Below are 21,561 nucleotides of genomic sequence, written 5' to 3'. Positions count from 1 at the left end.
TCGTCGCCGTAGGGGTTCGTACCGTTGCCGATCTCAGCCAACGCGGGTCACCTCCACCCGGACGAGCGCGCCGTCGCCGACGTGCTCGACGCCGGGGTCGTCGTCGTCCAGCGCGGAGACGACCTGCTCGAGCCGGCTGCTCAAGGTCTCCTGCGCGATGAGTCCATGGTGCGCCTCGATCGCGCTGCTCGCAGCCTCATCGGCCTCGAGGCGCAGGACGATGCGGTCGCTGACGTCGAGCCCGGCGTCCCGACGCGCCTGCTGCACCGCACGCACGACGTCGCGGGCCAGGCCCTCGGCCTCCAGCTCCGGGGTCGTCACGGTGTCGAGCACGACGAAGCCACTGCCCTCGAGGAACGCCACCGCGCTCGTCGGGTCGGCCACGGTGAGGTCGAGCGTGTACTCCCCCTCGACCAGGTCGACGCCGCCGACCGTGACGCCGTCGGCGGTGGCGGACCAGTCACCGCGCTTGGCCGCCGGGATCACCTGCTGCACGAGCTTGCCGATGCGGGGACCCGCGGCACGGGCGTTCACCGTGAGCTTCCGCTCGATGCCGTACTGCGCCAGCGACTGCTCGGCTTGCTGCTCGAGCACGACGCGCTTGACGTTCAGCTCGTCGCGGAGGATGTCGGCGAACGGCTCGAGCCCGGCGGGATCCGCGGTGACGACGGTCAGGGTCGCGAGCGGCAGACGGACCCGCTTGCCGGTCGCCTTGCGGAGCGCGAGGCCCTTCGACGCGACGTCGCGGACGCGGTCCATCGCGGCGACGAGGGCGTCGTCGGCGGGGAACGCCTCGGCGTCCGGCCAGTCCTCGAGGTGGACGCTGCGCCCACCGGTGAGGCCCCTCCAGACCTCGTCCGCGACGAGCGGCGCGAGCGGCGCAGCGACGCGCGTCAGGGTCTCGAGGACCGTGTACAGCGTGTCGAAGGCATCGCGGGCAGCGTCCGAGGACCCGGCACCCGCCCAGAACTTGTCACGGGACCGCCGGACGTACCAGTTCGTGAGGACGTCGGCGAAGTCGCGGACCGCGAGGGTGGCCAGCGGGGTGTCGAGGGCCTCGAGGTGCGCCGTGACGTCGAGCACGAGCTGCCGGGTGCGCGCGAGCAGGTACCGGTCGAGCACGTCCGTCGAGTCGGTGCGCCAGGTGGCGTGGTACCCGCCGTCCCCCGACGCGTTCGCGTAGAGGGTGAAGAAGTAGTACGTCGACCAGAGGGGCAGCAGGAACTCGCGGACGCCCTGGCGGATCCCCTCTTCGGTGACGACGAGGTTCCCACCGCGGATCACCGAGGACGACATGAGGAACCACCGCATGGCGTCGGCGCCGTCGCGGTCGAAGACCTCGTTGACATCGGGGTAGTTCCGCCGGCTCTTCGACATCTTCTGGCCGTCGGACCCGAGCACGATGCCGTGGCTGATGACGTTCGAGAACGCCGGACGGTCGAACAGGGCCGTCGCCAGCGCGTGCATGACGTAGAACCAGCCGCGCGTCTGTCCGATGTACTCGACGATGAAGTCGGCCGGGTTGTGGGTGTCGAACCACTCGCGGTTCTCGAAGGGGTAGTGCACCTGGGCGTACGGCATCGACCCGGAGTCGAACCAGACGTCGAACACGTCGGTGATCCGGCGCATCGTGGAGCGGCCGGTCGGGTCGTCGGGGTTCGGCCTCGTCAGCTCGTCGATGAACGGGCGGTGCAGGTCCGGCTCGCCGGCGTCGTTCAGGGGCAGGCGCCCGAAGTCGCGTTCGAGGTCGGCGAGGGATCCGTACACGTCGACGCGCGGGTACGCGGGGTCGTCGCTCTTCCACACCGGGATCGGCGAACCCCAGTACCGGTTGCGCGAGATCGACCAGTCACGAGCGCCCTCGACCCACTTGCCGAACTGGCCGTCCTTGACGTTCTCGGGCACCCAGGTGATCTGCTCGTTGAGCTCGCCCATGCGCTCCCGGAAATCCGTGACCCGGATGAACCAGCTCGACACGGCCTTGTAGATGAGCGGGTTCCGGCAGCGCCAGCAGTGCGGGTAGCTGTGCTCGTACGAGGCGACCCGGAGCAGGCGACCCATCGCGCGGAGCTCCTGCGTCAGCGGCTTGTTCGCGTCGGACCACAGCTGGCCCGCGACGAGGTCCACCTGCGGCAGGAACAGCCCGCCGTCGTCGAGGGAGAGGATCGTCGGGATGCCCGCCGCCGAGCAGACGGCCTGGTCGTCCTCGCCGTAGGCCGGTGCCTGGTGCACGATGCCCGTGCCCTCGCCCGTGGCGACGTACTCGGCGACGAGCACCTGCCAGGCGTTCTCCATGCCCTCGACGTCGACGTAGAAGTCCCACAGCCGCTCGTACGCGACGCCGTCGAGCTCGGCACCGGTGACGGTGCGGGTGACCGCGGCACGGGCCTCCTCGGCGGAGCCGTAGCCGAGGTCCTTGGCGTACGCGGCGAGCGTGTCGCCGGCGAGCAGGAACAACGCGGTGCCTGCCGCGGTCCCGTCGGCCGCGCCGTCCGGACCGGCCGGCACGACCACGTACTCGATGGCGGGTCCCACGGCGAGCGCCGCGTTCGTCGGCAGGGTCCACGGCGTCGTCGTCCACGCGAGCGCGCGGACGCCCGAGAGCCCCAGCTCCTCGGCGCGGGCGCCGGTGAACGGGAACGCGACGGTCACCGACTGGTCCTGGCGCTGCTGGTAGACGTCGTCGTCCATGCGGAGCTCGTGGTTCGACAGCGGCGTCTGGTCGTTCCAGCAGTAGGGCAGCACGCGGAAGCCCTCGTACGCCAGGCCCTTGTCCCAGAGGGACCTGAACGCCCACAGCACGCTCTCCATGAACGTGACGTCGAGCGTCTTGTAGTCGTCGTCGAAGTCGACCCAGCGTGCCTGGCGGGTGACGTAGTCGCGCCATTCGTCGGTGTACTGGAGCACGGACCGACGCGCCGCCGCGTTGAACACGTCGATGCCCATGTCGTCGATCTCGTGCTTCTCGGTGATGCCGAGCTGGCGCATGGCCTCGAGTTCGGCCGGCAGCCCGTGGGTGTCCCACCCGAAGCGGCGGTGCACCTGCTTGCCGCGCATCGTCTGGAACCGCGGGAAGACGTCCTTGGCGTAGCCGGTGAGCAGGTGCCCGTAGTGCGGGAGTCCGTTCGCGAACGGCGGGCCGTCGTAGAACACCCACTCGTCGCAGCCCTGCCGCTGCTCGACCGACGCCCGGAACGTGTCGTCGCGCTGCCAGAAGGCGAGGACGCCGCGCTCGACCTCGGGGAACGAGGGGGACGGGGTGACGCCGGCGGCGTCCGGGTCGTTCAAGGGGTAGCGCATCTGGTCCTCGGCGAGTGGTCGTGTGCGTGCTGTCGACGAGGACGCCACCCGGTCGACTCGACCCGGCGGCGCGGTACCACCTCGCTTGCGGCCACGGCCGGGAGGCACTGCTCCCGTCGCGCGGACCACCGCTCGTTGCTCAGGCTGTGACGGACCCGACCCGTTCGGTTCTAGTGGCCGCCCGACTCCCGCTCGCGCCCGGGGACGCTCGCGGAGGACGGATGGTGTTCTTCCGAAGGCTCCCCGGTGATGGCCGGATCGACGCCGCTGGGACGATCGTACCGCCCGCGGAGCAGACTGGGGGCATGGTGAGCGACGCGACCGAGGACCGCAAGAGCACGAACCACCCGGACGCGGCGGCCTCGGGCGCCCCGAAGCCCGAGAGCCTGCTCACGGTCGTCATCGCCTTCGCCGCGAACCTGCTCGTGGCCCTCGCCAAGACGTTCGCGTCGTTGTTGACCGGTTCGGCGTCGATGGTCGCCGAGGCGGCGCACTCGTGGGCGGACACCGGCAACGAGATCTTCCTGCTCATCGCCGAGCGCCGGGGCGCCAAGCAGCGCGACGCCGACCACCCGCTCGGCTACGGCCGCGAGACCTACATCTGGTCGATGTTCGCGGCGTTCGGGCTGTTCACGGCCGGCGCGATCGTGTCGATCTACCACGGGATCAGCGAGCTGACCTCGGACGAACCGCCGCGCGACGTCCTCATCGGCTACATCGTGCTCGCGGTCTCCGCGTGCCTCGAGGGCACGAGCTTCCTGCAGGCGTTCCGGCAGGCCCACGGCGCGGCGACCCGACGCCGGGTGCCGATCCTCCGGCACGTGCTCCAGTCCTCGAACCCGACGCTCCGCGCGGTGTTCGCCGAGGACTCGGCGGCACTCGTCGGTCTCGTCCTCGCGTTCCTCGGCCTGCTCCTGCACCAGCTGACCGGGTCGGCCGTGTGGGACGCGCTCGGCTCGATCGCCGTCGGGGTGCTGCTCGGCGTGGTCGCGGTGGTGCTCATCGACCGGAACCGGCGGTTCCTCATCGGGGAGTCGACGTCGCCCGAGCTCGAGGACGCGGTGCTCGCGGAGATCCTCCGCAAGCCCGAGGTGGAGCGTGTGACGTACCTGCACCTCGAGTTCGTCGGGCCGAGCCGGGTGTACCTCGTCGCGGCGATCGACATGGCGGGCAACGAGCGCGAGGAGCAGGTCGCGCTCCGGCTGCGTGCGGTCGAGGAACAGCTCGAGTCGAGCCCCTACATCGAGGAGGCCGTGCTCACGCTCTCGCAGCCGGGCGACGCGAGCCTGGTGCCGGACAACGACGGCGACGTGCCGGAGATCGTCGAGGACGGCACCCTCGAGGAGGTCGCCACGGGCGACGGGCGCACCCTCCGCGCCTGACCGGGCCTCCACGACCGTCCCAGGGGCTGGGAACCGCCCCACCGGCCCCCGAGGACCATCAGCGTCGACGGACGGGAGGTCCCGATGGCGCGACCGGCACTCCCCCGCGGCCTGCGGGTGTTCCTCGACGCGGTGCGCGGACTCGCGGCGCTCGAGGTCGTCGCCCACCACCTCGTGTCGGTCAACGCCTACGGCGGACCCGTGGTCCTGCGCGACGTGTTCGCGTTCGGGCAGGAGGCCGTCATGGTCTTCTTCCTGCTCAGCGGATTCGTCGTGTACGCCAACGAGTTCGACCGGCGCGGCGGGGTCGGCGCGTACCTGTTCCGGCGTCTCCGTCGGATCTACCCGCCGCTCGTGCTCGCACTGGTGCTGTCGATCGGGGTCGCGGCGGCGGACCGCGACCTCGTGGCCGAGTTCCACCCCGGGCAGGTCCTCGGCACCCTCGTGGCGCTGCAGGACAACGGGGCGCTGAAGCCGGGGGTCATCGTCGACCCGCCGTTCCACAACCTCGCCCTGTGGTCGCTGTCGTACGAGATCGCGTTCTACCTGGTGTTCCCGCTCCTCGCGTCGGCACTGCACCGGTGGCCGCGACTGACCCCCCACCTCGTCGGCGCGGTGTCGCTCGCGGCGTTCGCGGCCTACAGGGTGCACCCCGGGCACGCCGTGCTCGTGCTCGCGTACCTGCTCGTGTGGTGGGCCGGCGCGGCGATGGCGCGTGCGTTCCTCCAGGACCGGGTCGGTCCGCGCGCGCTCGCTCCGGAGCTGCTCTGGCTCACGGCGCTCACGGCGCTCGCCGTGGGCACGACACTCCGTCTGGGCACCGGCGGCGGGTTCGCTGCCTACCCGCTGCTCATGGTCCGGCACTTCGGTGTGGCCACGGCCCTGGTGACGCTCGTCGCGGTCGTGGCGCCGACGCTGCGGGCACGGCCCGCCCTCGCCGCTGCGCTCGGCCGGGGCCTGGCCCGCGTCGCGGCGCCGTCCGCGTTCCTGGCGTCGATCTCGTACGGGCTGTACGTGTTCCACTGGCCGTTGCTCGTGCAGTGGGGGTTCCCGCACACCGGACCGGTACCGTTCGCGGTGGCCGCCGTGACGCTCCTCGCGCTCGCGGTCGCCGGGGACCGCTGGGCGGGCGCGGGGCTCGCGCGTCGGCACCGACGACCGGTCGCCGTGGCCGTCTGAGCGCCGACCTGGGGCGAGGGAGCACCGGACGATCCCGAGCGGACGCCGGACGGGTCCAGCGGGCGTGCTACCGCGCGTCGAGTCCCGCGGCGACGGGGGTCAGCGCCGCGGCCACGTACTCGACGAGGGGTCCACGCCCGACCCCGTCGGCGACCCACACCCCGAACGCCGCGGCCGCCGCGCCGAGCATCGCGCCGCTGACCGTCTGGGGCCACAACCCGCTCGGACGCTCGCCCGTGCGGTCGGCGACGAATGCGGCGACCGCACTGTGCTGCCCCATGATCCGGGCCGCGGCGCTCTGCACCAGCTCGGGGCCGATCCGCATGACCTCGGCCTGGGCGATCGACCACGGCACCCGCTGGGGGTCGTGCCGCCGGGCCGCGGCGAGCAGGGCGTCCTCGACGGCCCGGACCGGCGAGCGCTCCTCGGACACGCGGAGGAGCGCGGGGATCTCGCCCACGGCCTCGTCGAGCTCCAGCCACATGACGTCGGACTTCGCGGCGAAGTAGTTGAAGAACGTGGCGCGGCTCACCCCGGCACGCTGTGCGATGTGGTCGACCGTCGTGCCGGCGTACCCCTGCTCGAGGAAGAGCTCGGCGGCGGCGTCGGCGAGCACCACTGCCGAGGAGCGCCGCGGGCGGCCGGCTCGGCGCACACGCTCCGCCTGTGGGTCCTCCGGATCGGCCATGCCCCCATTCAACCGCTAGACTCACCCGGACATGTTCTTGGACCCGGTACACAAAATCGCCTCCGCCGTTCGCGCCGCGGTCGCTCCCCCGCTGATCCGCACCCGCTCGAAGCGCGTCGCGCGCACCGCGACGACCGTGGCGGGCGCGACCGCGGTCCTCCTGGCCGTCGCCGCGTGTTCCGGCGGGAGCCCGAGCGCCAGCAGCACGCCCACGCACGGCGGGACGCTCGTGTACGCGTCCGGCGACGCCGAACCGACCTGCCTCGATCCGCACGTCGGTGGCAACTACCCGCAGGCGCTCCTCGCGTCGCAGTACATCGAGGAGCTCGTCACCATGGGCAGCGACCGGAAGGCGCAGCCCGCCCTCGCGACGAGCTGGACCACGAGCAGCGACGGCCGCACCTGGACCTTCCACCTGCGCGAGGGCGTCACGTTCAGCGACGGGACGCCGTTCGACGCGGCCGCCGTCGTCCGGAACATCGAGCACGTGCAGGACCCGGCGACGGCGTCGAGCACCGGGTACCTGGCCCTCGGCGCGATCGCGACGGCGACCGCGACCGACGCCCACACGGTGACGCTGCGCCTCAGCCGCCCGGACAGCGCCCTGCTCGAGTCGCTGTCGCAGCCGTGGGTGGGGATCGAGTCGCCGAAGGCGCTGGCCCGCTCGCAGGCGACCAACTGCGCCAGCCCGGTGGGGACGGGTCCGTTCATGGTGACGAAGTGGGTGCACGGCGACCACGTCAGCCTCACCCGGAACACGCACTTCACGCCGCTCGGGAACTCGAGCACGAAGCCCCGGCTGTCCGGGATCACCTGGCGGTTCCTGCCCGACTCGACCTCGCGCTACGCGGCGCTGAAGTCCGGCCAGGTCGACGTCATCGACAACGCCCAGCCCGACCAGCTGCACGCGGCGAGCTCGACGGGGAGCATCCGTGACCTCGACGCCCCGCGGCCCGGCGCCTCGAACCGGCTCGAGCTCAACTCCGGCCACGGGGTGTTCCGCGACGAGCAGGTGCGCAAGGCGTTCATCGCCGGCGCGCAGATCGATCCGGGCATCCGCTCCCTGTTCCTCGGCACGGCGAAGCGGTCGTACTCCGTCCTGTCGAGCGTCGAGCCGCTCGCCGTGAGCGACAAGCGGCTGTTCGGTTCCTCGCCCGCAACCGCGAAGCGCCTGCTCGACGCGGACGGCTGGAAGGTCGGGTCGGACGGCGTCCGCACGAAGGACGGCCAGCGGCTCACCGTCACGTTCCCGGTGTCGACGAACCAGTCGATCCCGGCCGAGCGCAGCCTCTTCCAGCAGATCCAGGCGTCCGAGAAGGCCGTCGGCTTCGACGTCCGCATCGAACAGCTCGACCTGTCCAGCTGGTACGCCGCACTCGCCGCGAACCACTACGACGTGGTCAGTGCCCCGTACACGAAGGTCGGCCCGGACGTGCTCCGGATCCTGTACGACAGCGCGAGCATCACGCCCGCGCCGTCCGGGTACTTCGCGAACCTCGCGCAGCTGTCCGAGCCCCAGCTCGACGCCGAGCTCGAACAGGCCGCCCGCACGACGGACCCGACCACGCGGTCCACGCTCTACGCCGAGGCGCAGCACCGGATCCTCACGAGCCGCACCGTGCTGCCGCTGTACGACCAGCAGAACCAGTTCCTGTACCGGTCGAGCGTCCACGGCATCACGACCACGTCGGTGAGCACCCCGGACTTCGGGACCGCGTGGATCGACCACTGACGGACGGCGCGACCGGTCCGGCCGCTCCGGCCGCTCCGGCCGGTCCGGCCGCTCCGGCCGGGAGGCCCGACCCCGTTCCCCGGGTCCGGCTCGGCACCGCCGCGGCCTGGCTGGCGCGCCGGGTCGTCGGGGCGGTCGTCGTCCTCTGGGCCGTGGCGACGATCGTGTTCGTCGCGATCCGTGCAATCCCCGGCGACCCCGCGCAGGCGATCCTCGGCGGGCCCGGATCGCAGGCCTCGGCCGCCGCGGTCGCGCACGTCCGCGCCGAGTACGGGCTCGACCGCCCCGTCGTCGTGCAGTACGCGGTGTTCCTCGGACGGCTGGCCACCGGGCGGCTCGGCGACTCGTACACCTTCCACACACCGGTCGCCGCCCTGCTCGCCCAGGAGCTCCCGGTCACCCTGACGCTCGCGCTCGCCGGACTCGTCGTCGCGTGGGCGTTGGCCGTCGTCGCCGCGTGGTGGTCGACCCGTCGTGGGCGGATCGCCGCCGCCCTGACGTCGGGGATCGCGGTCGCGGCGAGCGTGACGCCGCACTTCTGGCTCGGCAGCGTGCTCATCGTCGTGTTCGCGACCGGGCTCGGATGGGCCCCCGCGGTGAGCGACGGCACGGTCGGTGGATGGGTGCTCCCGGCCGTCACGGTCGCGGTCCCCGTGGCCGGCTACCTGGCGCAGACGATCCGCGACGGTGTGCTCGACGCCGAGCGGTCCGCGTTCGCCCTCGCGGCGCGAGCGCGAGGCGAGTCCCCCGTCGGCCTGTTCTCCCGGCACCTGCTGCGGCACGCGGCGTTGCCGGGGATCGCCCTGAGCGCCTGGGCCTTCGGGTCGCTCGTGTCCGGCGCGGTCGTCGTCGAGTCCGTGTTCGCACTCCCCGGCATCGGACGGAGTCTCGTCGGCGCCGTGACCGAGCGGGACATGCCCCTGGTCGCCGGGATCGCGCTCGTGTCCGCCCTCGCGTACGTCGTGGTGCTCGCGGTCGCGGACCTCGTCGAACGCGTCGTCGACCCGCGGGCGACCCGCACGGCACCGACCGGCTCGTCCGTCCGACGCACCCGCCGGCCCCGCCCGGGTGCTCCCCGGCCGACCACGGGGCGGGCCGCTCCGTGACCGGGATCGTCGGCCCGGGCCTCCCGGCGGCCGACGTGGACGATGCCGTCCCCGCGACCGTCGGCGCGCCGGGTACCGCATGGCGACGCACGGTCCGCGCCCTCGGACCGTCCGGGAGCGTCGCCGCCGTCGTGGTGCTCCTCGCCGTCCTCGCCGCCGTCTGGCCGGCCGCACTCGGCGGCGCCCACCCGCTGGCGGTGCACCCTGCGCAGGCGTTGCTCGCGCCGTCCCCGCTCCATCCGTTCGGCACCGATGAGTCGGGCCGCGACGTCCTCGCGCGCGTGGTCGCCGGAACCCGCGCCTCGCTGACCGTCGGCGTCGTCGCGACACTCGTCGGCGGCGTCGCCGGGGTCCTCCTCGGGCTCGTCGCGGGGCTCGGCGGCCGGATCGCCGACGCCGTGGTCGGACGGGTGCTCGAGGTCGGGTTCGCCCTGCCGATCCTGCTCGTCGCGCTCGTCGTCATCACCGTGACCGGGCCGGGTGCGGTCCCCGCGACGATCGCCGTCGGGTTCGCCACCGCCCCCGGGTACGGGCGCATCGTCCGGGGGCTCGTCCGCACCGCGCGGGCGTCCTCCGTGGCCGAGACCGCCGTGCTGCTCGGTCGTCGCCCGACGTGGATCGTCGTGCACCACGTGCTGCCGACCGCGCTGTGGCCGATCGTCGCCGTCGGCACCCTCGGCGTCGGGCAGGCGGTCGTGTGGGCGTCGGCCCTGAGCTACCTCGGCCTCGGGACCCCGCCGCCGGCGCCGGAGTGGGGCGCGATGCTCGCCGACGGCCGGACCTACCTCGACACCGCCCCGTGGACGAGCGCCTTCCCGGGGCTCGCGATCGTCGTCACCGCGGCCGCGGTCACCGTCCTCGGGCGTCGCCTCCGCCGACTCGGGGTACCGCGGTGACCGCGGGCGGGTCACCCGTCGCCGGCGGCGCGTCCGTGGACACGCCAGACGCGGTCCTCGCGGTCCTCGACGTCACCGACCTCGCCGTGGCGATCGACGGCCGGACCGTCGTCAGCGGCGTGGACCTCCGCATCGCGCCCGGCGAGTGCGTCGCGCTCGTCGGCCCGTCCGGGTCGGGCAAGTCGGTGACGGCGCGGGCCCTCCTCGGGCTCTCGACACCCGGCGCCCGCGTCACCGCGGGACGGCTCGAACTCGACGGCGCGGACCTGCGGACCGCGTCGGAGCGACGGTGGCGCCGGATCCGCGGCCATCGCGTCGGGTACGTCGGCCAGGAGGCCCTCGGCGCGCTCGACCCGCTCCGCCCCGTCGGCCGCGAGGTCGCCGACGCCCTCCGCCTCCACACCGGACTCACTGCGCGCGAGCGGCTGGACCGGGTCGCTGCCACGCTCGACCGGGTCGGTCTCGACCCCGCGCTCGCCGGCGACGGACGGCGCGCCGACACCCTGTCCGGCGGGATGCGGCAGCGGGCGCTCATCGCCGCCGCGATCGTCGGTGATCCCACACTCGTGATCGCCGACGAGCCCACCACCGCACTCGACGCGGGGATCGCCGTGACGGTCATGGAGACCCTGCGGCAGGTCCGGGACACCGGCGCCGGACTCCTCCTCATCACGCACGACATGGGCCTCGTCGCGGGCTGGGCCGACCGCGTCGCCGTCATGACGGACGGGAGGATCGTGGAGAGCGGGCGCACCGCCTCCGTCCTGCGGACGCCCCGCCATCCCGTGACACGGGCGCTCGTCGCCGCGGCCGAGCACGCGCGGGTCGCGGTGCGCTGCGGTTCCGAGGTTGCCGATCCGGTCGGTGGGACCGCCGGTTCCGCGATGGCGGCCCCGCCCGCAGCGACGGCCGATCCCGCGGTGCCTGCCGATCCTGCGGTCGGCGCCGGTCCCGCGGTCGGCGCCGGTCCCGCGGTCGGCGCCGGTCCCGCGGTCGGCGCCGGTCCCGCGGTCGGCGCCGGTCCTGCCAGGCACGCCATGCCTCCGGCCCCGTCAGCCGCCCGTGAGCCGGTGCTCGTCGGTGAGGACCTCGGCGCTCGGTACGACGGATGGAGCGTGCTCGAGCACGTCGATCTGGCGCTGGCTCGGGGCCGGACGCTCGGGGTCGTCGGCGCATCCGGGTCGGGCAAGACGACACTCGCCCGGGTGCTCCTCGGGCTGACGGACCCGGCCACCGGACGGGTGCGACTCGACGGCGCGGCCTGGGCGCCCCTCCCGGAAGCCGCGCGGCGGGCACGTCGTCACCGGATCGCCGCCGTCGTGCAGGACCCCGGGTCGACGTTCGACGAGCGATGGAGCGTCGAGCGGGTGCTCGTCGACGCACTCACCGCGGGACGCGCTCGACGTGCCGCCGGTGCCGTCGCCGACGCCGTGGACGCCGCCCTCCGCCGGGTCGACCTCGACCCCGCGCTCCGGCCCCGCGGTCCCCGCACCCTGTCCGGCGGGCAACGGCAGCGGCTCGCGATCGCCCGGGCCCTGGCGACCGGACCGGACCTGCTGCTCCTCGACGAACCCGTCACCGCGCTCGACGCCACCGTGCAGGACGCGGTGCTCGCGCTGCTCGAGCGGCTGCAGCGCGAGAGCGGGACGGCGATGCTCTTCGTCTCGCACGACCTGGCGGCGGTGCGGCGGATGAGCGACGACGTGCTGGTGCTCGACGCCGGGCGGGTGGTCGAGGCCGGGCCGGCCGATCGGGTGTTCGGGCGGCCGGCGCACCCGGTCACGGCGCGGCTCCTGGCGGCGGCGGAGCGGCTGGCGGCGGGGTAGGTCGGGCGTCAGCGGTCAGGACCGGCGCGCATCTCGCGCCCGCGCTGTCGCTCCCCCCCTGTCGCGCCCCGCGCTGTCGCTCCCCGCAGTCGCTTCCCGCGGTCGCACGCCGCGCGGTCACACCCCGCGCTCGAGGAACTCCGTCAACGCCGCACGCGTCCGGACGAGCTCGTCGATCCGCTCGGACATGTCGTCGCGCATCCGCTCGACCGTGCCCCGGACGGCGCGGCGGTCGACCGTGTCGTGCCGCCCGGTCGCGCAGGGGATGACCGCCCGGACGTCCTCGCGCGAGAACCCGATCTCGAACATCGTCCGGATGACCCGCGCCTTCTCGACGGCGTCGTCGGTGTACGTCCGGTAGCCGTTCGGGCTGCGGCGAGCGCTGAGGAGTCCCTGCTGCTCGTAGTACCGCAACGAGCGGGCGCTGACGCCGGACCGTGCACTCAGCTCACCGATGTTCATCCGCCGCCCCCACCTCGCTTGACCTTGACACGATGTCAGACTCTAGCGTCGTTCCCGACCGCACACAGCAGGGCACACGAGCACGAGGAGGACGGGCATGCGCAGCACCATCGACGTGGACGGCAGGCAGCGGACGATGACGATCGTGGGCGATCTGGAGGCCCAGCAGGCCCGAGACCTCGTCCTCGTCCTGCACGGGTCGAAGCAGACCGGCGCGAAGCACCGCGCCTTCACGGGCGGCATGTACGACGCGTTCGCGGCGAGCGGCACGGCCGTGGTCGTGTACCTCGACGGGTACCGCGGGAACTGGAACGACGCCCGACGGCAGAGCGGGTTCCCGGCGCGACTCGAGGGGATCGACGACGTCGGGTTCGTCCGCGCCGTGATCCGGGACCTCGGGGCGACCCACGGCATCGACCCGGACCGGGTGTTCGTCATCGGCTACTCGAACGGCGGCCAAATGGCCATGCGCCTGGTGCACGAGGTACCGGAACTGCTGGCCGGCGTCACGGTCGTCGCCGCGACGATGCCCACGCGCGACGATTTCCTGCTCCCCACCGAGACACCTGCCACGACGCCGCTCCCGATCCTGCTCGTGCACGGCACGGCCGACCCGATCGCGCCCTACGCCGGTGGCGCGATGAAGCCGTGGGCACAGCGCTTCTTCAAGGTCGGCGGCAGCGCCCTATCGGCACGCGACACGGCCGCGTACTTCGCCCGGCGCAACGGCATCAGCACGCCGGGGGTCGTGGACCGGATCCCCTCCGACGGGCACGGATCGACATGGATGGAGCAGGTCGACCACCGGGAGGACGGGCGCATGCCCGTCCGCCTGGTCACGGTCCACCGGGGTGGGCACACGGTCCCCGGGCCGAAGCGGGCGCCCTTCGTCCTCGGGCGCACCGGTCACGACCTGTCCGTGGCGGCCGCGGCCGCGGCGTTCTTCGGCATCGGCGGACGCCGCGCGGAGGACGGGAGTCGGGCCTCCCGGCACGCCGGGTGAGTGGCGGGCGACGAAGTGCACGGTGCGCTGGCAGCGGCGGGTCGACCGAGCAGCGCGGGTGACCGCACGGACCCCACCGCGCACCGCCCCCTAGGCTGCATCCACCGACGAAGGAGTCGCCATGCCCGCCAGCACCGCCCCTCGATCCGACCTCACCGGATGGACGCGCTCACCGTTCACGGGCGGTGGTCTGACGTACGACTGCTTCGAGAAGGGCACCGGCCCCGGCGTCGTCCTCATCCCGGAGATCCCGGGGATCACGCCCGAGGTCCTCGGGCTCGCGGAGCACCTGGTCGACAGCGGCTTCACCGTCGTCGTCCCATCGCCCTTCGGTGAGCCGGATCGGTCGGCGACGCCCGCCTCCACCCTCGGCGTGGTCGCCAGACTGTGCGTCTCGGCGGAGTTCCGCGCCTTCGCGGTGAACGCGCATCGACCGGTGACCGACTTCCTGCGCGCCGTCGCCGCGGACCTCGCGGCTCGGACACTGGGAAAGGGTGTCGGCGTGATCGGCATGTGCTTCACCGGAGGCTTCGCGCTGGCGGCGGCGATCGACGACACGGTCAGGGCATCGGTCCTCAGTCAGCCCGCGGTCCCGTTCCCCCTCGGCCGCGCGCGCAAGCTCGCGCCGGGGCCCGTCTCGACGGCCGAGTTCGACCGCATCGCCGCGCGTGCCGCCGCGGGCGAGGTGTGTGCACTCGGCCTGCGGTTCAGCGAGGACGGCAGCGTGCCCCGCGCCCGGTTCGAGACACTCAAGCGTCGGCTCGGGGACGCCTTCGAGGTCATCGAGCTCGACTCGTCCCCCGGCAACAGCGGCGGTTTCGGCCCGCACGCCCACTCCGTGCTCACCAACGAGGTCCGGGAGGTCCCCGGGCATCCCGCACTCGCGGCCCGCGACCGTACGGTTCAGTTCCTGCGCGACCGGCTCACGCCCGCAGGCACTGGCGAGCAGACGCAGCCTGCCTGACCGACGCGTCGAGCACGGTCCGGCGAGCGCCGGTGCGCCGTGCGCCGGTCCACGTCAGGCGAGCGCCAGCGTCGCACTCGCCGCGAACCCGAGCACCAAGCCCGCGACCTGCACGCGCGACAGCCGCTCCCGCAGCACGATCGCGGCCAGGAGGATCGTCCCGATCGGGTAGAGCGCGTCCAGCACGCTGACCACGGGCAGCGCCGCCGGATCGTCGGACACGTGCAGTGCGGCCTGGATGAACACGTTCGCGGACGCGTCGAAGCACCCGCACGCGACCACGACGACCCAGAACCGCCGGTGGACCGGGAGGAGCGGTGCGCGATCCCGCGAACCCTCAGCTCCGGCGGGCGCAGCAGCGGCAGCGCGTCGTGATCGTGCGACGACGATGAGCACGCCCGTCCACATGACGATCGCCTGGATCACCCGGGCGACGACGAGCGGCGCGATCCCGTCCGCTGCGTCGGTCCGGGCGTAGGCGATGACCAGGACCCCGAACCCGCATCCCGACACTGCGGCGATCCCGAGGCCGCGGAGGGTCAGCGGCGTCGAGGACTCGCTCGCCGAGGTGGCGACGAGCACGACGGCCACGACGGCGGCGATGATCGCGGCGATCGCCACCGGCCCGAGTCGAACTCCCGCGACGACACCGACGACGACGGGCACGACGGCTGCGAACACCGACGTGACCGGCGAGAGCACGCTCATCGGCCCGATCGCGAGCGCGGCGTAGAGCAGCAGGACGCCGATGGAGCCCGCGACCCCGGCGACCGACCCCCACAGGAGCGCGTGGCCGGTGAACCGGGCGTGCAGCAGGGGGACTGCGGCCACGAGCGGCACGATGCCGACGACCGCGGCGATGGCCGTGACCATGATCGGCCGCGCCGTCCGCGACCCGACCCCGCCGAGGAAGTCGGACACCCCGTAGGTCATGGCGCCGAGCAGCCCGAGGACCACGGTCAGCACATCCGACCTCCGCGCGTCGCTGTCGCGCCGCCCGCTCGGCAGCGTGCGTCGACCCTACCGAACGGACCGAGGGCGGTCGCGTGGGTCGTCCTGCTCCCCCACCACCGGGATCTGACTCGTGGCGAAGTCCTGCGCCCAGCTCGTGCGCGAGAACGCGCTCGTCGGGTCGGCGTACTGCTCGATGACGGCGGACGCCTCGGCCTCGGTGGTCACGGTGGGCCCCGAGCCGAGCAGCGGCTCCTGTGCAGTCTCGGTGGTGCAGGCCACCGCCACCAGCCCGATCACCGCGGCGACGACGAGGTACAGCGCGGGCACGTCGTCCGCCCACGGCAGGCCGGCGTCGTGCGCGGCCGCGACGAGCGCCTCGGTCGCCAGTGGTGTCGTCCCGCCGAACAACGACACCGAGACGTTGAACGCGATCGCGAGCGCGCCGTAGCGGACGGCGGTCGGGAACAGCGCGGGCAGCGTCGACGGCATGGTCGACGTGAACGTCACGAGCACGAGTCCCATGAGCAGCAGTCCGCAGAACCCGAGCCACGGGTCTGCGGTCTGCACGAGGGCGAGGGCCGGCCACGACAGGACGATGAAGCCGATGCAGCCCGCGAAGAGCACGGGGCGCCGTCCGAACCGATCGGACAGCCGGCCGCCGAGCCCGATCACCGCCATCATGACGACCATCACGACGATGACGAGCACGAGGCCGTCGGTGGCGTCGCTGCCGAGCGTCTCGGTCAGGTAGGTCGGCATGTAGGACAACAGCATGTAGTCGGTGACGTTGAACACGAGCACCAGCCCGATGCACACGAGCAGCGGCCGCCAGTGTTCGGCGAGCAGGCGCACGACCGGGGTCCGTTCCGCCTCGCGTTCGGCGAGCGCGGCCTGCTGTCGTCGGAACGCGGGCGTCTCCTCGAGCCGGAGACGCAGGTACAGCCCGATGACCCCGAGCGGACCCGCCACGAGGAACGGGACCCGCCACCCCCACGCGAGCAGCGCGTCGTCCGACAGCGTCGCCTGGAGGGCCGTCACGAGCCCGGCGCCGAGCACGTACCCGCCGAGCGTCCCGAACTCGAGCCAGGCGCCGAGGGCGCCACGGCACCGGTCCGGTGCGTACTCGGCGATGAACGTCGCCGCCCCGCCGTACTCACCGCCCGTCGAGAATCCCTGCAACAGCCGGGCGAGCAAGAGGAGGACCGCACCCCACAGCCCGATCCGGTCGTACCCGGGCACCAGCCCGATGGCGAAGGTCCCGGCCGCCATGAGCACCATCGTCAGCGCGAGCACCCGCTGCCGCCCGATCCGGTCCCCGAGCGGACCGAACACCACGCCGCCGAGCGGTCGGACCAGGAACGCGGCGGTGAACGTCGCGAACGCCGAGATCGTGCTGGCCGTCGGGTCCGCCGACGGGAAGAACACCTGCCCGATCGTCGTGGCGAGGTAGGCGAAGACGCCGAAGTCGAACCACTCCATCGCGTTGCCCAGCGCCGCCGCGGTGACCGCGCGCTTGAGCAGCGGACCGTCGACGACCGTCACGTCGTCCGCGGTCAGGCGGCGCCGGGCGGACCGGACGAGGTCCGGCGCTCCCCTGCGGCGCGGTCGGGACGTCGTGGTGTCGTTCGATGGCGCGGTCACTGGTCCTGGTCCTCCCGGGCGTCGTGGAATGTCACGTACCAGAGTGCCGTATCGGTGGGCCCGTGCGCGTCCTCACCGCTCAGGGTGTGCGCCTCGCCTGTCGTGGTCGCCGTGTGGCGACGACTGGTCCGACCCTCCCGGCCCCGGTACCCTTGTCCCGACCCGCAGCGCGCGGAACACTCAGGCACCTCATCACGGACTCGGTGCCGCACACATCGACCGGAAGGTGCAGCCATGACCAAGCCCATGCCCGACAAGCCCTCGGTGGACGGCCTCGAGCAGGTCTGGGGCCCGCAGTGGGAGACCGACGGCACCTACCGGTTCGACCGCGATGGTGCGACCCGCGCCGACGTCTACTCGATCGACACCCCGCCGCCCACGGCGTCCGGCTCGCTGCACATCGGGCACGTGTTCAGCTACACCCACACCGACGTCAAGGCGCGGTTCGAGCGCATGCGCGGCAAGCGCGTGTTCTACCCGATGGGCTGGGACGACAACGGCCTGCCGACGGAACGCCGCGTGCAGAACTACTACGGCGTCCGCTGCGACCCGTCGCTCCCCTACGACGCGTCCTTCACGCCACCGTTCGAGGGCGGCGACGGCAAGAGCACCAAGGCCGCCGACCAGGTCCCGATCTCGCGCCGCAACTTCATCGAGCTGTGCGAACGCCTGACCGTCGAGGACGAGCAGCAGTTCGAGCACGTGTGGCGCACCCTCGGCCTGTCGGTCGACTGGACGCAGTCGTACCGGACGATCGGCGACGAATCGCAGGCGATCGCGCAGAAGGCGTTCCTGCGGAACCTCGCCCGCGGCGAGGCCTACCAGGCGGACGCACCGACCCTGTGGGACGTCACGTTCCGCACGGCGGTCGCGCAGGCCGAACTGGAGGACCGGGACCAGCCCGGCGCGTACCACGGCATCGCGTTCCACAAGACCGACGGCAGCGGCGACGTCGTGATCCAGACGACCCGGCCGGAGCTGCTCCCCGCGTGCGTCGCACTCGTCGCACACCCGGACGACGAACGGTTCCAGGACCTGTTCGGGACGACCGTGCGCTCCCCGCTGTTCGACGTCGAGGTCCCGGTGCTCGCACACCACCTGGCACAGCAGGACAAGGGCGCCGGCATCGCGATGATCTGCACCTTCGGCGACACGACGGATGTCGTCTGGTGGCGCGAGCTGCAGCTGCCGAACCGCTCGGTGATCGGGTTCGACGGCCGCATCGTGTCACAGGCGCCCGACGTCATCACCTCGGAGCGCGGCCTGGCCGTGTACGCCGAGATGGCCGGCAAGACCGTGTTCAGCGCCAAGCAGGTCGTCGTCGACGCGCTCACCGAATCGGGCGAGCTCATCGGCGACGTCAAGAAGATCACGCACCCGGTCAAGTTCTTCGAGAAGGGCGACAAGCCGCTCGAGATCGTGTCGACGCGGCAGTGGTACATCGTCAACGGGTCGCGCGACCAGCAGCTCAAGGACACCCTCGTCGAGCGCGGTCAGCAGATCGCGTTCCACCCGGACTTCATGCGCGTCCGGTACGAGAACTGGGTGAACGGCCTGTCCGGCGACTGGCTCGTGTCGCGGCAGCGGTTCTTCGGTGTGCCGCTCCCCGTCTGGTACCCGCTCGACGCCGACGGCAACCCCGTGTTCGACCAGGTGATCACCCCGACCGAGGACCAGCTCCCCGTGGACCCGTCGTCCGACCCGGCTCCCGGCTACTCCGCCGACCAGCGCGGCGTCCCCGGCGGGTTCATCGGCGAGGTCGACGTCATGGACACGTGGGCGACGTCGTCCCTGACCCCGCAGCTCGCCGGCGGGTGGGAGCGGGACCCCGACCTGTTCGGGATCGTCTACCCGTACGACGTCCGTCCGCAGGGCCAGGACATCATCCGGACCTGGCTGTTCACGACCGCGCTCCGGGCCCAGCTCGAGGACGGCGTCGCCCCGTGGGCGAACGCCTCGATCTCGGGGTTCATCGTCGACCCGGACCGCAAGAAGATGTCGAAGTCGAAGGGCAACGTCGTCACGCCCATCGACATGCTCGAGCAGCACGGCGCCGACGCGGTCCGGTACTGGGCGGCGTCCTCGCGTCTCGGCACCGACGCGGCGTTCGACCCGCAGAACCCCAAGCAGATCAAGGTCGGTCGACGCCTGGCGATCAAGGTGCTCAACGCCGCGAAGTTCGTGCACGGCTTCGAGCTGCCCGTCGGTGCGCACAGCGTCACCGAGGCGCTCGACGTGGACATGCTCGCCGCGCTCCGCTCGGTCGTCGAGCAGGCCACGACCGCGTTCGAGCAGTACGACCACGCCCGCGCGCTCGAGGTCACCGAGCGGTTCTTCTGGACGTTCTGCGACGACTACCTCGAGCTCGTCAAGGAGCGCGCGTACGGCACCGCCGACGAGGCCACCCACGAGACGCAGGCCTCGGCGGTGCTCGCGCTCCGCGCCGCGATGGACGTGCTGACCCGCCTGCTCGCACCGTTCCTCCCGTTCGCAACGGAGGAAGTGTGGGCCTGGACGCACGACGGATCGGTGCACCGGGCCTCCTGGCCGACCCCGGCCGACCTGCCGGTCGACGCCGACGAGTCCGGGCTGCTCGAGGCCGTCGGGCAGGCGCTCATCGGCATCCGCGGGGCGAAGACGGCGGCGAAGGCGTCGCAGAAGACGCCCGTCACGCGGGCGGTCGTCGCGGCTCCCGAGCCGGTGCGGGCGCTCATCGAGCAGGCCGCGCCGGACCTCGCCGCGGTCGGGCGGATCCGGAACCTGGCGTTCGCGGAGGGCGCGGAGCTCAGCGTCGTCGAGATCGAGCTCGAGGAGCAGCCCGCGGTCTGACCCCCCTCCGCGAGATCGCAGTCGTTGCCGTTCTGGTTCGATCAGAACGGCAACGACTGCGATCTCGGATCGGACTGGGACGGACTGGAGGCACGCATGCAGCTGGGCACACGATGGAGCGTCGGGCAGGAGCCACCGGCCGCCCTGCCGGAGGCGATGCTCGTCGCGGTCCGGACGGTCGAGGAGGAACTCGCCGACGAGGGGGTCGACGCCTCGACGTGGCGCTGGACCCTGACGTGGCTCGAGCGCCGACCGATCGCCGAGCTCGACGACGGGACGCGGATCCACCTCGACCCGCTCGGGCAGGCCGTGACGACGCCACCCCACGACGAGGAGCCCTGAGCGGACCCAGCCCGGTCTCGGCCGGGCCGGGCAGGCAGCCAGGCGGGGCTGGTCAGCGCGCGCGGAGACGCCGTCCGACGAACACCGCGATCGCGCCGACGAGCGCCCAGCCCATCACGTTGCGGCTCGCGGTACGCCGTCCGCCGTGCCACCCGCCATCCGCCGTCGCGTCCCGCGGGTCGGACGACGGGGTGAAGATCGTGCCCTGGTTGTCGGGGACGTGCTCGTGGCGCGACAGGTGCGTCTTGTCGGTCTGGATCGCCATCTGCGCCTCGACCGCGGCCGGGGTCATGCGGTGCTGCTGCACGAACGCCTTGCCGGCACCTCCGATCGCGATCTCGGTCGCCTTGCCGGGCGCGTCGGCCGCGCGGACGACCGCGCGCGCGACCTTGTCGACACCGTAGACCGGCGGCAGCGCGACGATCTTGCGGCCGGTGTGGTTCGCGCTGTGCCGGAAGAACGGCGTGTCCACGGTGGGCGGCAGGACCGTGACGACGTGGATGCGCTTCTTGCCGCGGAGCATGAGCTCGGACCGGAGGCTCACGCCGAGGGCACGGACCGCCGCCTTCGACATGCCGTAGGGCGCGGTGTACGGCTGCGGGACCTCGCCCACGATGGACGACACGTTGACGAGCACGCCACGCCCCTGCCGCTCCATGACCTCGAGGGCCGCGCGTGCGCCGTACACGTACCCCATGACGTTGACGTCCATCACGCGGCGGAACTCGTCCATCGGCATCTGCAGGAACGGCGAGAACGACGAGATGGCGGCGTCGTTGATCCACACGTCGATGCGTCCGAACCGGCGGACGGCCTCCGCTGCCAGGCGGAGCACGGCGGTCTCGTCGCTCGTGTCGGTCGGCACGGCGAGCGCCTCGCCACCGAGCGCACGGCACTCGGCGGCCACGGCCTCCAGGGCGGCGGGACGACGGGCGGCGAGGACGACCGCGTCACCCGCACGGGCGAACCGGAGCGCCGTGGCCCGACCAATGCCGCTGGACGCCCCCGTGATGACGATCGTGCGGTTCCGCTTGCCCATGGTGCGCCTCCCGGTGCGCTCGGCGGAGCGGGACGTCCCCGTCTCCTGACGGTCCACTGGTACGCCCTCCGGGTGGCCGTCGTTCCCAGCGACGGCCGTTCGCGAGCCGCGAGCGCCGGACACGGCGATGCCCCGCTCCGGAGTGGAGCGGGGCATCGCCCTGCGGCCACCACCCTGCCGGATCGGAGGGCGGGGTGCGAGAGGAGCGGGCTGGTGCT

Annotated in this window: 16 protein-coding genes; 10 read left to right on the top strand and 6 right to left on the bottom strand. The window is 72.8% G+C overall.

The annotated features are described in order from the left end of the window. Window positions 1-33: 33 nt before the first annotated feature. Complete coding sequence (gene ileS / locus DEI93_RS04180) at window positions 34-3,300, bottom strand: isoleucine--tRNA ligase (RefSeq protein ID WP_111119777.1); 3,267 nt, start codon at window positions 3,298-3,300, stop codon at window positions 34-36. A 305-nt stretch (window positions 3,301-3,605) separates the two neighbouring features. Between ileS and DEI93_RS04175 the strand changes: the two genes are divergently transcribed. Next, on the top strand, window positions 3,606-4,682 hold the full coding sequence (locus tag DEI93_RS04175; protein WP_111011041.1) for a cation diffusion facilitator family transporter: 1,077 nt from the start codon (window positions 3,606-3,608) through the stop codon (window positions 4,680-4,682). Between the two features lie 84 nt (window positions 4,683-4,766). Next, entirely contained in the window at window positions 4,767-5,861 is a 1,095-nt protein-coding gene (locus tag DEI93_RS04170; protein ID WP_111119778.1) for an acyltransferase family protein, read from the top strand. Between the two features lie 67 nt (window positions 5,862-5,928). On the opposite strand, the gene DEI93_RS04165 is transcribed toward DEI93_RS04170, so the two are convergent. Beyond that, complete coding sequence (locus tag DEI93_RS04165) at window positions 5,929-6,549, bottom strand: TetR/AcrR family transcriptional regulator (RefSeq protein ID WP_111119779.1); 621 nt, start codon at window positions 6,547-6,549, stop codon at window positions 5,929-5,931. A gap of 31 nt (window positions 6,550-6,580) precedes the next feature. Between DEI93_RS04165 and DEI93_RS04160 the strand changes: the two genes are divergently transcribed. From DEI93_RS04160 to DEI93_RS04145, 4 genes are read left to right on the top strand one after another with little or no spacing between them, the layout of a single operon-like run. Then, window positions 6,581-8,281: an ABC transporter substrate-binding protein gene (locus DEI93_RS04160; protein ID WP_111119780.1), complete on the top strand. Its 1,701-nt coding sequence runs from the start codon at window positions 6,581-6,583 to the stop codon at window positions 8,279-8,281. Then, on the top strand, window positions 8,266-9,387 hold the full coding sequence (locus DEI93_RS04155; RefSeq protein WP_349815071.1) for an ABC transporter permease: 1,122 nt from the start codon (window positions 8,266-8,268) through the stop codon (window positions 9,385-9,387). Before DEI93_RS04160 ends, DEI93_RS04155 begins: the two co-directional genes overlap by 16 nt. Continuing rightward, window positions 9,384-10,283: an ABC transporter permease gene (locus tag DEI93_RS04150; RefSeq protein WP_258372237.1), complete on the top strand. Its 900-nt coding sequence runs from the start codon at window positions 9,384-9,386 to the stop codon at window positions 10,281-10,283. Before DEI93_RS04155 ends, DEI93_RS04150 begins: the two co-directional genes overlap by 4 nt. Before the next feature lie 35 nt (window positions 10,284-10,318). Beyond that, a complete protein-coding gene (locus DEI93_RS04145) occupies window positions 10,319-12,109 on the top strand; it encodes an ATP-binding cassette domain-containing protein (RefSeq protein ID WP_111119863.1) in 1,791 nt (596 codons plus the stop codon). A gap of 117 nt (window positions 12,110-12,226) precedes the next feature. Here the strand turns inward: DEI93_RS04145 and DEI93_RS04140 are convergent, their stop codons facing one another. Further along, complete coding sequence (locus tag DEI93_RS04140) at window positions 12,227-12,571, bottom strand: MerR family transcriptional regulator (RefSeq protein WP_111011037.1); 345 nt, start codon at window positions 12,569-12,571, stop codon at window positions 12,227-12,229. A 97-nt stretch (window positions 12,572-12,668) separates the two neighbouring features. Between DEI93_RS04140 and DEI93_RS04135 the strand changes: the two genes are divergently transcribed. Further along, a complete protein-coding gene (locus tag DEI93_RS04135) occupies window positions 12,669-13,574 on the top strand; it encodes a CE1 family esterase (RefSeq protein WP_111119781.1) in 906 nt (301 codons plus the stop codon). Window positions 13,575-13,695: 121 nt separating this feature from the next. After that, window positions 13,696-14,538 (top strand): dienelactone hydrolase family protein, encoded by an 843-nt coding sequence (locus DEI93_RS04130; protein WP_111119782.1) that lies wholly within the window; start codon window positions 13,696-13,698, stop codon window positions 14,536-14,538. A gap of 54 nt (window positions 14,539-14,592) precedes the next feature. Here the strand turns inward: DEI93_RS04130 and DEI93_RS04125 are convergent, their stop codons facing one another. After that, on the bottom strand, window positions 14,593-15,504 hold the full coding sequence (locus DEI93_RS04125; RefSeq protein WP_111119783.1) for a DMT family transporter: 912 nt from the start codon (window positions 15,502-15,504) through the stop codon (window positions 14,593-14,595). A gap of 54 nt (window positions 15,505-15,558) precedes the next feature. Further along, window positions 15,559-17,133, bottom strand: a complete 1,575-nt coding sequence (locus DEI93_RS04120) for an MFS transporter (RefSeq protein WP_111119784.1) — start codon at window positions 17,131-17,133, stop codon at window positions 15,559-15,561. A 234-nt stretch (window positions 17,134-17,367) separates the two neighbouring features. Here DEI93_RS04120 and valS point away from each other — a divergent pair, with 234 nt between their 5' ends. Then, window positions 17,368-19,962 carry a valine--tRNA ligase gene (gene valS / locus DEI93_RS04115; protein WP_111013920.1) on the top strand — a complete coding sequence of 865 codons (2,595 nt, stop codon included), beginning with the start codon at window positions 17,368-17,370 and terminating at the stop codon, window positions 19,960-19,962. 96 nt (window positions 19,963-20,058) lie between these two features. Continuing rightward, complete coding sequence (locus DEI93_RS04110; protein WP_111119864.1) at window positions 20,059-20,304, top strand: hypothetical protein; 246 nt, start codon at window positions 20,059-20,061, stop codon at window positions 20,302-20,304. Window positions 20,305-20,356: 52 nt separating this feature from the next. Here DEI93_RS04110 and DEI93_RS04105 read toward each other — a convergent pair whose 3' ends face one another. After that, complete coding sequence (locus DEI93_RS04105; RefSeq protein ID WP_258372238.1) at window positions 20,357-21,400, bottom strand: SDR family oxidoreductase; 1,044 nt, start codon at window positions 21,398-21,400, stop codon at window positions 20,357-20,359. Window positions 21,401-21,561 lie beyond the last annotated feature (161 nt).

The sequence above is a fragment of the Curtobacterium sp. MCBD17_035 genome (genome assembly GCF_003234815.2).
In the GTDB taxonomy this organism is placed as follows: Bacteria; Actinomycetota; Actinomycetes; order Actinomycetales; family Microbacteriaceae; genus Curtobacterium.
This window is presented reverse-complemented; position numbering and strand designations above follow the sequence as displayed.